The organism is Nocardia araoensis NBRC 100135, from assembly GCF_000308435.1.
GTDB classification, from domain to species: domain Bacteria; phylum Actinomycetota; class Actinomycetes; order Mycobacteriales; family Mycobacteriaceae; genus Nocardia; species Nocardia araoensis.
In genome coordinates this window covers 17,573-29,091 of sequence record NZ_BAFR01000202.1, presented here as the reverse complement: position 1 = coordinate 29,091, position 11,519 = coordinate 17,573, and the positions used below count along the sequence as shown (strand labels likewise).

At 67.0% G+C, this 11,519-nt stretch carries 12 protein-coding genes and 1 pseudogene; 9 read left to right on the top strand and 4 right to left on the bottom strand.

Annotated features, from left to right (window positions below):
* Both ON21_RS26095 and ON21_RS26090 read right to left on the bottom strand, forming a co-directional pair.
* Positions 1 to 335, bottom strand: a pseudogene (locus tag ON21_RS26095) (transglycosylase SLT domain-containing protein); the annotation flags it as partial.
* A complete protein-coding gene (locus tag ON21_RS26090) occupies positions 332 to 664 on the bottom strand; it encodes a type VII secretion target (protein WP_039801939.1) in 333 nt (110 codons plus the stop codon). The pseudogene ON21_RS26095 and the gene ON21_RS26090, both read right to left, overlap by 4 nt.
* Positions 665 to 809: 145 nt before the next feature.
* On the opposite strand from ON21_RS26090, the gene ON21_RS26085 reads away from it, so the two are divergent.
* Together ON21_RS26085 and ON21_RS26080 are read left to right on the top strand one after the other, a co-directional pair.
* Positions 810 to 1,784 (top strand): NADPH:quinone oxidoreductase family protein, encoded by a 975-nt coding sequence (locus ON21_RS26085; RefSeq protein ID WP_039801937.1) that lies wholly within the window; start codon positions 810 to 812, stop codon positions 1,782 to 1,784.
* A gap of 20 nt (positions 1,785 to 1,804) precedes the next feature.
* Positions 1,805 to 2,917 (top strand): winged helix DNA-binding domain-containing protein, encoded by a 1,113-nt coding sequence (locus ON21_RS26080; protein WP_039801934.1) that lies wholly within the window; start codon positions 1,805 to 1,807, stop codon positions 2,915 to 2,917.
* 12 nt (positions 2,918 to 2,929) lie between these two features.
* On the opposite strand, the gene ON21_RS26075 is transcribed toward ON21_RS26080, so the two are convergent.
* Positions 2,930 to 3,454 (bottom strand): Lrp/AsnC family transcriptional regulator, encoded by a 525-nt coding sequence (locus tag ON21_RS26075; RefSeq protein WP_039801949.1) that lies wholly within the window; start codon positions 3,452 to 3,454, stop codon positions 2,930 to 2,932.
* Positions 3,455 to 3,616: 162 nt separating this feature from the next.
* On the opposite strand from ON21_RS26075, the gene hppD reads away from it, so the two are divergent.
* From hppD to tuf, 7 genes are all read left to right on the top strand, one after another.
* The gene (hppD, locus tag ON21_RS26070) at positions 3,617 to 4,819 is read left to right on the top strand and encodes a 4-hydroxyphenylpyruvate dioxygenase (RefSeq protein WP_039801931.1); all 1,203 of its coding nucleotides are present in this window, start codon (positions 3,617 to 3,619) and stop codon (positions 4,817 to 4,819) included.
* Between the two features lie 104 nt (positions 4,820 to 4,923).
* Complete coding sequence (locus ON21_RS26065) at positions 4,924 to 5,451, top strand: DUF3558 domain-containing protein (RefSeq protein ID WP_039801929.1); 528 nt, start codon at positions 4,924 to 4,926, stop codon at positions 5,449 to 5,451.
* A gap of 11 nt (positions 5,452 to 5,462) precedes the next feature.
* The gene (locus ON21_RS26060; protein WP_051021361.1) at positions 5,463 to 6,020 is read left to right on the top strand and encodes a DUF3558 domain-containing protein; all 558 of its coding nucleotides are present in this window, start codon (positions 5,463 to 5,465) and stop codon (positions 6,018 to 6,020) included.
* A gap of 342 nt (positions 6,021 to 6,362) precedes the next feature.
* Positions 6,363 to 6,737, top strand: a complete 375-nt coding sequence (gene rpsL / locus ON21_RS26055) for a 30S ribosomal protein S12 (protein ID WP_039801925.1) — start codon at positions 6,363 to 6,365, stop codon at positions 6,735 to 6,737.
* A gap of 1 nt (position 6,738) precedes the next feature.
* On the top strand, positions 6,739 to 7,209 hold the full coding sequence (gene rpsG / locus ON21_RS26050) for a 30S ribosomal protein S7 (RefSeq protein WP_014353063.1): 471 nt from the start codon (positions 6,739 to 6,741) through the stop codon (positions 7,207 to 7,209).
* A 137-nt stretch (positions 7,210 to 7,346) separates the two neighbouring features.
* On the top strand, positions 7,347 to 9,449 hold the full coding sequence (gene fusA / locus ON21_RS26045; RefSeq protein ID WP_039801923.1) for an elongation factor G: 2,103 nt from the start codon (positions 7,347 to 7,349) through the stop codon (positions 9,447 to 9,449).
* Positions 9,450 to 9,548: 99 nt separating this feature from the next.
* Complete coding sequence (tuf, locus tag ON21_RS26040; RefSeq protein ID WP_039801922.1) at positions 9,549 to 10,739, top strand: elongation factor Tu; 1,191 nt, start codon at positions 9,549 to 9,551, stop codon at positions 10,737 to 10,739.
* 97 nt (positions 10,740 to 10,836) lie between these two features.
* Here tuf and ON21_RS26035 read toward each other — a convergent pair whose 3' ends face one another.
* Positions 10,837 to 11,481: a hypothetical protein gene (locus tag ON21_RS26035; protein ID WP_157170977.1), complete on the bottom strand. Its 645-nt coding sequence runs from the start codon at positions 11,479 to 11,481 to the stop codon at positions 10,837 to 10,839.
* Between the last annotated feature and the right edge of the window lie 38 nt (positions 11,482 to 11,519).

The window sequence follows — 11,519 nt, the reverse complement described above, 5'->3', positions numbered from 1 at the left end:
TCGAACGGTGGCGACTGGTTCAGTGCGTCGTCGCGCAGGCTCAGGACCTTGGCTTTCGCTTCGATGAGGTTCTGCACCTGGGTGGTGAACGCCGTCTTCAGCTCGAGCAGGGCGGCGCTCACGGCGGAGGCACGGGTCTTCTCGGTCTGCATCCTGGCGCTCGCGGCGTCCCCGGCGGAACCGGACCACTGTTTCGCGTCGGCGAGTGCTTTCGTGTCGTCCGCGCCCTTGCCGACCGCGGCGTCCAAGCCCTGCGACATCCGTTCGGCGAGCGCGCCCGCCGCCGAAAGCTGCTCCGGCTGCCAGTTCTCGACGTCTGGGAGGGTGAGCGTCATGGCACCTGGAGTCCTATGGTGCGGAGCTTCGCGGCGAAGTCGTCCTCGGCCAGCTCGTACTCGCCCGCCGCGTTGTGCAGGTTGTCGGCGATGGTGGTGAGCCGCGATCCGATCCGCTCCAAGCAGCGGTGCGCGGCGTCGTTCGCACGCTGGGCCACGGGTCCGAAATCGGTGCCCGGCAGCGCACCGACGACGGCGCCGAAACTCTCGCCGCCGCCGAGGCCTGCGACCGAGGTGGCCTCCGTGCGCAGCGTCTGCGCGAACGAGCGCAACGCCGCCGGATCGACTCGCATCGTCGTCGCAGGCCGTGACTGGTTTTTCTCGACCATGAATCCCCCTTCCCTCCCGACCGCGAGGTCGCGGCCAGCATAGCAAAATCGGGCGTCCGGACGGGCGTCGTCGGGCGGCGCCGGTTATGTTGTCGGTGTGGCGCCGGCGCGGATCAGGCCGGCGCGAGGACAGAGAGGTCGGCACATGCGCGCAGCCCAGGTCAGCAAGCTGGAAGGACCGGAAGCGGTTCGGATCGTGGACATCCCGGAGCCCGCGGCGTTCCCGGGCGGGATCGTGATCGACGTGCACGCTGCCGGCGTGGCCTTTCCGGACGTGCTGATGACGCGCGGCCTGTACCAGATGAAGCCCGAATTGCCGTTCGTCGTGGGCGGCGAGGTCGCGGGCATCGTCCGGGAAGCTCCCGAGGACGCGCACGTGCGACCGGGTGACCGGGTGCTCGCGCTGACCATGCTCGGCAACGCGATGGCCGAGACGGCCGTCGCTCCCGCGCAGATGGTGTTCCGCCTTCCCGACAACGTCTCGCTGGAGGCGGGCGCCGGCATCCTGTTCAACGACCTGACCGTGCACTTCTGCCTGCGTACCCGGGGCAGGCTGGCGCAAGGGGAGACGGTGCTGGTGCACGGCGCCGCGGGCGGCATCGGCACCTCGACGCTGCGCATGGCGGCCGCGCTCGGGGCGGGCCGGGTGATCGCCGTGGTGAGCACCGAGGCGAAGGCCGAGGTAGCGCGCGCCAACGGGGCCACCGACGTGGTGCTGACCGACGGCTGGCTGGCGGCGGTGAAGGAGCTGACCGGCGGCCGCGGCGTCGACATCGTGCTCGACCCGGTCGGCGGCGACCGTTTCACCGACAGCATCCGGTCGCTCGCCTCGGCGGGCCGGTTGCTGGTCGTCGGCTTCACCGCGGGCGAGATCCCGACTGTCAAGGTCAACCGGCTGCTGCTGAAGAACGTCGAGGTGACCGGCGCGGCGTGGGGCGAATGGGTGATGTCGCATCCGGGCTATCTGCAGGAGCAGTGGGCCGAGGTGGAGCCGCTGCTTGCCTCCGGGAAGATCGCGCCGCCGGCCCCGGTGCTGTACCCGCTGGACAAGGCCGCGGAGGCGGTCGCGTCGCTGGACAATCGGACGGCCACCGGCAAGGTCGTGGTCACGCTGCGCTGACGCATTCCGGCTGCCACGTCGTGAAACTCTCCAACCGGATACTGAACCGGACTCTGCTGGCTCGCCAGCATCTGCTCGATCGCTCGCGGTTGACGGTGCACGAGATGTGCGACCATCTCGTCGGGTTGCAAGCGCAGGATTCGGCACCGCCGTTCGTCGGATTGTTCAGCCGCGTCGCGGACTTCGATCCGGGGACGGTGTCGGACGCGCTGGAGGACCGGTCGCTGGTCCGGATCACCCTCATGCGCGGCACCATTCACCTGGTCACGCCGCCCGACGCGTTGCGGATCGCACCGCACGTGCAGCCTGAACTGGAGAAAGTCCCCTTCCGCAAGGGTTTCAACTACGGCGCCATGGTGGGACTTGATCCGGAGGAGGTGCGCAGGCACGGCGAAGCGGCGCTCGGCGACGAGCCGATGTCCGCGGCGGACCTGCGCGCCCGTGCCGCCGAGCTGTACCCCGACCGCGACCCGGGCGCGGTGTTGCAGACCTGGCTGTACCAACTGCCGGTATTGCAGACCCCGCCGCGCGGCAAGTGGAAGGACAACAGCAGACCGATCTGGTCGCGGGTCGAGCCCTGGTTGGGCGCGCCGTTGGACCCCACATATCCCTTGGCCGAGTTGCTCTTCCGCTACCTGCGTGCTTTCGGTCCGGCGAGCACCATGGACATGCAGACCTGGTCGAAGTTGCTCGGCATGAAGCAGGCCGTCGCGGAACTCGGCGATCGCGTGCGCACCTACACCGACGAGCGCGGTCGCACGCTCTACGACGTCGCCGATGGCGAACTGGCCGATCCAGACGTCCCCGCCCCGGTGCGGCTGCTCGGCTGGTACGACAACGCACTGCTGTCGCACCAGGATCGGACCCGGATCGTGCCCGACGGCGCGGCCCCTCCGCTGCGCGCCTTCGCCGCCCAGGTCTCCCCGGTGCTGGTCGACGGCTTCCTCGCGGGCCTGTACAAGATTTTCACCAACGCGAGCACCGCCCGGCTGCGCATCAGTCCCACCCGGAACTGGACCGCGGCGGAGCGCGCGGATGTCGAGGCGGAGGCGCACGCTCTGCTCGCCTTCTTGGAGGCGGGCAAGCAGGGGAGCGTGGAAATCCTCGACGTGCACGCCGACCTGCGCCCCTGACCAGGGGCCCCGTTACGACTCGCGGGCCGGTCGGTAGGCGGGCGCTTTGGTGGTCCCGGTCGGGCTCAGAGTACGCAACAGTGGCAGCGCCCGGCGCGCCACCACGGTGGACAGCACGATGACGCTGTGCGAGCGCACCACCGAGGAGGTCCGGTCGATGCTCAGCAGGACGGCTTGCAGCCCCGCGTGCGAGTCGGCTCCGATCCGGCACAGCACGTCGCCGGTGCCGGTGGTGGCGTAGGCCTCCAGGACGCCGGGGATGGCGTCGAGTTCGGCGGTCACGGTGTCCAGCGCACCCTGGGCTATCTCCAGCGTGACGAAGGCCTGCACGTCGAAACCGGCCGCGGTGACGTCGATCTGCGGGTCGTAGGAGGCGATCACGCCGGACTCCTCCATGCGCGCGATCCGGGACTGCACGGTGGCCCTGGCCACTTTGGTCCGGCGGGACAGTTCGAGAATGCCCGCCTTCTGGTACTCGTGCATCGCGGTCAGGATGGCGAGATCGAGTTCGTCGAGCTTCGCCGGTGTGCGCGCCATGACGGCCTCCGTTCGCCGCATCCGGCCGAGCTTGCTGCCCGGCCCGCCCATGCTATTCAAATTGTCCAGCATGACCCGGTACTTCCTAGCCGAATTCGCCACACTGACTACCGCGAATCGGCGCTGTTGCCTACCCGGCGGAACCGGCGATTTCCTTGGAACATGACCATCGAGCACCTCCAGGACACTCGGTCCGGCGCCGTTCCCAGCGACGGCGAGCTGCGCACGCTCGTGGGGTTGGTGGACCACGACAACAGCGGTGACCCGTTCCCGGTCATCGGGTGGGACGCTCTGGTCTGGGTGGTGGGCAACGCCACCCAGACCGCGCACTTCCTGGAATCCGCCTTCGGCATGCGATTGGAGGCGTACTCCGGTCCGGAGACCGGCAATCGCGACCACAAGGCGTTCGTCCTGCGCAGCGGCGCGGCGCGTTTCGTGATCACCGGAGCGGTGGACCCGGACAGCCCGCTGGTCGCCCACCACGATCGGCACGGCGACGGCGTGGTCGACATCGCTCTCGAGGTCTCCGACGTCGACCGCTGTGTGGCATGGGCGCGCACCCACGGCGCCACCATCCTGGTCGAACCGCACGACGAGACCGACGACTTCGGCACGGTCCGCTCGGCCGCGCTGGCCACCTATGGCGACACCAGGCACACCCTGGTCGATCGTTCGGGCTATTACGGGCCCTACCTGCCCGGCTATGTCGCCCGTCGCTCCGCCTACCAGCGGCGCGACGGCGCGCCCACCCGGTTGTTCCAGGCGATCGACCACGTCGTGGGCAACGTGGAACTCGGGCGGATGGACGAGTGGGTCGATTTCTACCGGCGCGTCATGGGTTTCACCAACATGGCCGAGTTCGTCGGCGACGACATCGCCACCGAGTACTCGGCGCTGATGAGCAAGGTGGTCGCCAACGGCAACCATCGGGTGAAGTTCCCGCTCAACGAGCCCGCCGTCGGCAAGAAGCGCTCGCAGATCGATGAGTACCTGGAGTTCTACCGCGGCCCCGGCGTCCAGCACATCGCACTCGCCACCGGCGACATCCTCGGTTGCGTGGACGCGTTGCGCCGGGAGGGCGTCGAGTTCCTGGAGACGCCGGCGGCCTACTACGAGGACCCCGAATTGCGCGCCCGTATCGGCCGGGTCCGCGTCCCGGTCGACGAACTCCAGCGCCGCGGCGTCCTCGTCGACCGCGACGAGGACGGCTACTTGTTGCAGATCTTCACCAGGCCGCTCACCGACCGTCCCACGGTCTTCTTCGAACTCATCGAACGTCACGGCTCCCTCGGCTTCGGCAAGGGCAACTTCAAAGCGCTGTTCGAGGCGATCGAGCGGGAACAGCAAGCTCGCGGCAATCTGTAATCGAAGCTCGGCGCAGCGGCGCCGGGCCCGGCCGTCGCTCGTGGCGCTGCCGGGCCGGGTTCGTCGGACGGTCCGCCCCGCGCGTAATCGGTAGAGTTCATCCCATGCGGATCAAGTCGGCGGTCGTGACCGTGACAGCCTTGGTGCTCGCACTGGCGGGTTGCGGTTCGGGCGGGGACTCCGAGGACCCTGGTCCGTCGCGTCCGGCGCCCAAAGTCGTGGCGTTGGGACCGTTCGTCGGGGAATGCGGGCACGTGACCGACGACGAGGTGCGCACCCTCGGCGGTCTCGGCCGGATCTCCGGGGTCTTCCGCAACGCTGTCGGCTGCAACTGGCAGTCGGCTGGAATCGGTTCCCCCAGTATAACTTTCGCTTCCTATCGAGGCAGTCCCATCGAGCGTGAGCGGGCCTGGGTCACCGTGAACGGGCGAGCCCCCGATCCGATAAAGATCGGTGGGCGGGACGGTTTCGCCGCCCTGGATCCGAATGGCCAGATCTGCGATCTGGCCGTGCAACTCGGTGACGACTTCTTCGAGTGGTCGACGAACATCGGAGAATTCGGCCAGGTCTCCGGTAACCCGTGCGACCGCAGCCGCGCTCTCGCCGAACTGACTCTGCAGCGGATGCAGTGAGGGGAGAGGGCATGAGTGTGCGACGAGTCCTGCGCGGGCGTGGCGCGGTGGCCGCCGCGGCGGTGGCGGTGGCGCTGTCGGCGGGCGGCTGCGGTCAAGTCGTTCCCGGTTCGCCGCAGCCGGTGGGCGGAAGCCAGCCGGTCAACACCAGGCTGGACAAGTTGCTGCGCGAGTGCCAGATCCTGTCCGAGGACCAGATCGGCAAAGCCGTCGGCGAGGGCGTCATGGTCAGCGAGTCGTTCTTCGGGGCGGTGTGCATGTGGGACCTGCTCGGCGCGCCCGGCGGCAACGGGATGGCCACGCTCAACTGGTACGAGAACGGGACACTCAGTAACGAGAAGCAGACGAACAACAAACTCGGTTACGAGACCACCAACATCACCATCCAGAGTTCGCTGGCGCTGCAGATCCGCAGGCCGAAGGACCCGGACTCGTGCGGTGTGACGGCGAGCGCACCGGACAACGGAGTGATCGGCTGGTGGATCAACTACCGCCCCGGCTCGGCGCACCCCGATCCGTGCGACGCGGCGAAGAAGCTGATGGAATTGACCTTGAACCTGGCCAGGTAGACGATCGTCGAGCCGACCCGCTTTGACCGTGTGTCCCGGCCACGGGTATCGTGGACCGCTGTGCCCGGAAGCATGCGGGCAAGTTCGTGCGTGACCGTAGGCCAGCGAGAGCGGCCGACGACTCCAGCGTGCCCGGAATCAGGGCTCCGCGCCGCGCGCGACACGCCCGACCTCGGGACGCGAGAAACGTGGCCGGACGTGCGAGTGAAAGCTCGATGACAGCGATGTGAACGACGGGCCCGGCAGTGGAAGCTTGCCTCCACGAACGGCCCCGGGAGCGCCGCGAACAAAAACAGACATAGAAGTCCACACACCGCGTTAACTAATAAGGAAAGCCGGTCTATGCCAACCATCAACCAGCTGGTCCGCAAGGGTCGCCGCGACAAGGTCGCCAAGACGAAGACCGCGGCCCTGAAGGGGAGCCCGCAGCGTCGTGGCGTGTGCACCCGCGTGTACACCACGACCCCGAAGAAGCCGAACTCCGCGCTGCGCAAGGTCGCGCGTGTTCGCCTGACCAGCTCGGTCGAGGTCACGGCCTACATCCCGGGCGAGGGGCACAACCTGCAGGAGCACTCCATGGTGCTCGTGCGCGGCGGTCGTGTGAAGGACCTCCCCGGTGTTCGTTACAAGATCATTCGCGGCTCGCTCGACACCCAGGGTGTGAAGAACCGCAAGCAGGCCCGCAGCCGCTACGGCGCCAAGAAGGAGAAGAGCTGATATGCCACGCAAGGGCCCCGCACCCAAGCGTCCGCTGATCAACGACCCGGTCTACGGTTCGCCGCTGGTCACTCAGCTGGTCAACAAGATCCTGCTGGACGGCAAGAAGTCCACCGCAGAGCGCATCGTCTACGGCGCGCTGGAGCAGGCGCGTGAGAAGACCGGCACCGACCCGGTCGTCACCCTCAAGCGCGCGCTGGACAACGTGAAGCCGTCGCTGGAGGTGAAGCCCCGCCGCGTCGGTGGCGCCACCTACCAGGTTCCTGTCGAGGTCCGTCCGGGCCGCGCCAACACCCTGGCCCTGCGCTGGCTGGTCAACTTCTCGCGTGCGCGCCGGGAGAAGACCATGGTCGAGCGCCTGGCCAATGAACTGCTCGACGCCAGCAACGGCCTCGGCGCCTCGGTCAAGCGCCGCGAGGACACCCACAAGATGGCCGAGTCCAACCGGGCCTTCGCGCACTACCGCTGGTGACGTCTGCCCGGCCCGTCGTCTGGGTCGGGGAGGCACAGCCGGAGGCGGCACTCACCGGCCGCTTCCGGCGTTGACATAGAGGCGACCACAGGGTCGTCCCCGATAATCCCAACTAGCTACGAGCGGGGAAGATTTCCGTGGCACAGGACGTGCTCACCGACCTGAACAAGGTCCGCAACATCGGCATCATGGCCCACATCGATGCGGGCAAGACGACCACAACCGAACGCATCCTCTTCTACACCGGCATCACGTACAAGATCGGTGAGGTCCACGACGGCGCCGCCACGATGGACTGGATGGAGCAGGAGCAGGAGCGTGGTATCACCATCACCTCCGCGGCTACCACGTGCTTCTGGAAAGACAACCAGATCAACATCATCGACACCCCCGGGCACGTCGACTTCACCGTGGAGGTGGAGCGGTCGCTGCGCGTGCTCGACGGCGCCGTCGCGGTGTTCGACGGCAAGGAAGGCGTCGAGCCGCAGTCCGAGCAGGTGTGGCGTCAGGCGGACAAGTACGACGTGCCGCGGATCTGCTTCGTCAACAAGATGGACAAGCTCGGTGCGGACTTCTACTTCACCGTGCAGACCATCAAGGACCGCCTCGGCGCCAAGCCGCTGGTCATCCAGCTGCCGATCGGCGCTGAGGACACCTTCGAGGGCATTGTCGACCTGGTCGAGAACAACGCCAAGGTCTGGCGTGGCGAGACCAAGCTGGGCGAGCAGTACGAGGTCGTCGAGATCCCGGACGACCTGAAGGAGAAGGCCGAGCAGTACCGCCAGGAGCTGCTCGAGACCGTCGCCGAGTCGGACGAGGCGCTGCTGGAGAAGTTCTTCGGCGGCGAAGAGTTGACCGTCGAGGAGATCAAGGGCGCGATCCGCAAGCTGACGGTGACCTCCGAGCTCTACCCGGTGCTGTGTGGTTCCGCGTTCAAGAACAAGGGCGTGCAGCCCATGCTCGACGCGGTCATCGACTACCTGCCCTCGCCGCTGGACGTGGAGGCCACCACCGGCCACGTGCCCGGCAAGGAAGAGGAACTGCTCACCCGCAAGCCGAGCGCCGACGAGCCGTTCGCGGCCCTGGCGTTCAAGATCGCGGTGCACCCGTTCTTCGGCAAGCTGACCTACGTCCGCGTGTACTCCGGCAAGGTCGACTCCGGCGCCCAGGTCATCAACTCGACCAAGGGCAAGAAGGAGCGTCTGGGCAAGCTGTTCCAGATGCACTCCAACAAGGAGAACCCGGTCGGCGCGGCTTCGGCCGGTCACATCTACGCGGTCATCGGCCTCAAGGACACCACCACCGGTGACACCCTGTGCGATCCGCAGAACCAGATCGTGCTCGAGTCCATGACCTTCCCGGACCCGGTCATCGAGGTCTCCATCGAGCCGAAGACCAAGTCCGACCAGGAGAAGCTGGGCACCGCGATCCAGCGTCTCTCCGAAGAGGACCCGACCTTCTCGGTCAAGCTCGACCAGGAGACCGGCCAGACCGTCATCGGCGGTATGGGCGAGCTGCACCTCGACATCTTGGTCGACCGCATGAAGCGCGAGTTCAAGGTCGAGGCGAACGTCGGTAAGCCGCAGGTGGCCTACCGCGAGACGATCACCAAGCGGGTCGAGAAGCTCGAGTTCACGCACAAGAAGCAGACCGGTGGTTCCGGCCAGTTCGCGAAGGTGATCATCGCGCTGGAGCCGTTCGTCGGCGAGGACGGCGCGCACTACGAGTTCGAGAACAAGGTCACCGGTGGCCGCGTGCCGAAGGAGTACATCCCTTCGGTGGATGCCGGTGCTCAGGACGCCATGCAGTACGGTGTGCTCGCCGGCTACCCGCTGGTGAACCTGAAGGTCACGCTGCTCGACGGCGCCTACCACGACGTCGACTCGTCGGAAATGGCGTTCAAGATCGCGGGCGCGCAAGCGCTCAAGGAAGCGGCTCGCAAGGCCGGTCCGGTGATCCTCGAGCCGATGATGGCGGTCGAGGTCACGACGCCCGAGGACTACATGGGCGACGTGATCGGCGACCTGAACTCCCGCCGTGGTCAGATCCAGGCCATGGAGGAACGCAGTGGTGCCCGTGTCGTCAAGGCGCTGGTTCCGCTCTCGGAGATGTTCGGTTACATCGGTGACCTGCGGTCGAAGACCCAGGGCCGGGCGAACTACTCCATGGTGTTCGACTCGTACGCGGAGGTTCCGGCCAACGTGTCGAAGGAGATCATCGCCAAGGCGACCGGCGAGTAATGGCTCCCGGGCGTTTGTAAACCCTTTCCCCGTTGTCCGCGGGGATGACCCCCGCACTGCTGCAATTGCACGCACCAACAAGTCCAGGAGGACAAAGAAGTGGCGAAGGCGAAGTTCGAGCGGACGAAGCCGCACGTCAACATCGGCACCATCGGTCACGTCGACCACGGCAAGACCACGCTGACCGCGGCGATCACCAAGGTGCTGGCTGACAAGTACCCGGATCTGAACGCGGCGTTCGCGTTCGACCAGATCGACAAGGCGCCGGAGGAGAAGGCTCGTGGTATCACGATCAACATCTCCCACGTCGAGTACCAGACCGAGAAGCGCCACTACGCGCACGTCGACGCGCCGGGTCACGCCGACTACATCAAGAACATGATCACCGGTGCGGCGCAGATGGACGGCGCCATCCTCGTGGTCGCCGCCACCGACGGCCCGATGCCCCAGACCCGTGAGCACGTGCTGCTCGCCCGTCAGGTCGGCGTGCCCTACATCCTGGTCGCGCTGAACAAGGCCGACATGGTCGACGACGAGGAAATCCTCGAGCTCGTCGAGATGGAGGTCCGTGAACTGCTGGCCTCGCAGGAGTTCGACGAGGACGCGCCGGTCGTGCGGGTCTCCGGTCTGAAGGCGCTCGAGGGCGACCCGAAGTGGACCGAGTCGGTGCTGGAGCTGATGAACGCGGTCGACGAGTCGATCCCGGACCCGGTTCGCGAGACCGACAAGCCGTTCCTGATGCCGATCGAGGACGTGTTCACCATCACCGGTCGTGGCACCGTCGTCACCGGTCGTGTCGAGCGCGGCGTGATCAACGTGAACGAGGAAGTGGAGATCACCGGCATCCGCCCGGAGACCACCAAGACCACGGTCACCGGTATCGAGATGTTCCGCAAGCTGCTCGACCAGGGTCAGGCCGGTGACAACGTCGGTCTGCTGATCCGTGGTATCAAGCGTGAGGACGTGGAGCGCGGCCAGGTCGTCGTGAAGCCGGGCACCACCACCCCGCACACCGAGTTCGAGGGCCAGGCGTACATCCTGTCGAAGGACGAGGGCGGCCGCCACACCCCGTTCTTCAACAACTACCGTCCGCAGTTCTACTTCCGTACGACTGACGTGACGGGCGTTGTGACCCTGCCCGAGGGCACCGAGATGGTCATGCCCGGTGACAACACCGAGATGTCCGTCAAGCTGATCCAGCCGGTCGCCATGGACGAGGGTCTGCGCTTCGCGATCCGCGAGGGTGGCCGCACCGTCGGCGCCGGTCGCGTCACGAAGATCATCAAGTGATTCGCTGAATCGCTGCTGACGGCGCCGCTCCTTCGGGAGCGGCGCCGTTCGCGTTTTCGGGGGGCGGATCGCTCGACGGCTACGCGGCTGCTCTCGGTCAGCAGGCGTAAGCGCGGCCGACGGCCGGTTCGCGTTCGGCCTCGGGGAGTTCGCGCAGGCAGCCGAGGGGGACGACGCCCTCGCTGCTCAGTTGCACGCCCGTGTCCTGGGTGGGATGCACGCAGGTGAGGCCGGTCGTCGCGAGGCGGCAGCGGTATTCGCCGAAGGTGATGGTGCTGTCGTACGGCAAGGTTCGGCCTTCGCCGTTGATGAAAAGCCCTGGGTCGCCGCGGAATTGGCCCACGGTCAGCCGTTTTCCGGAATACGTGACGTATCCGCCGAACCACTGGCCGTAGCCTTCGCCCGGCGCGGGTATCGGCTCCTTCAGTTCGACCACGCAGTCGAACCCGTCGACATCGAACTCGGTCCCGGTGATACAGCTGATCTTGTGAGTCGGGCTGACGAACGCGATGTCGGCTTTCAGATCTGTTACCGCCCCGCCCCCGGCCGTGACGGAGTGATAGGGCGCGAGATCCACCGGCGACCCTTGCCCGACCCACGCGACGCGATCCTGCAACCCGCTCTTCGGTTCCTGTGCTGCAGAGCTGGCCGACGGGGCGGCCCCTGCCGCCGGGCGCGGATTGCCAGGCGTGCTCTGCGCACACGCACTCATCATCAACGCCACGCCGACCAAGACCGCCAACCGCATAGCGAAGACAGTAGTGGTTGGGGCGCAACCGA

What these genes read in the sequence shown, in the direction of transcription:
- ON21_RS26090 (WP_039801939.1), bottom strand. Translation starts at nt 664, where the DNA reads ATGGTCGAGAAAAACCAGTCACGGCCTGCGACGACGATGCGAGTCGAT.
- ON21_RS26085 (WP_039801937.1), top strand. Translation starts at nt 810, where the DNA reads ATGCGCGCAGCCCAGGTCAGCAAGCTGGAAGGACCGGAAGCGGTTCGG.
- ON21_RS26075 (WP_039801949.1), bottom strand. Translation starts at nt 3,454, where the DNA reads ATGGCGCGCACACCGGCGAAGCTCGACGAACTCGATCTCGCCATCCTG.
- hppD (WP_039801931.1), top strand. Translation starts at nt 3,617, where the DNA reads ATGACCATCGAGCACCTCCAGGACACTCGGTCCGGCGCCGTTCCCAGC.
- ON21_RS26065 (WP_039801929.1), top strand. Translation starts at nt 4,924, where the DNA reads ATGCGGATCAAGTCGGCGGTCGTGACCGTGACAGCCTTGGTGCTCGCA.
- ON21_RS26060 (WP_051021361.1), top strand. Translation starts at nt 5,463, where the DNA reads ATGAGTGTGCGACGAGTCCTGCGCGGGCGTGGCGCGGTGGCCGCCGCG.
- rpsL (WP_039801925.1), top strand. Translation starts at nt 6,363, where the DNA reads ATGCCAACCATCAACCAGCTGGTCCGCAAGGGTCGCCGCGACAAGGTC.
- rpsG (WP_014353063.1), top strand. Translation starts at nt 6,739, where the DNA reads ATGCCACGCAAGGGCCCCGCACCCAAGCGTCCGCTGATCAACGACCCG.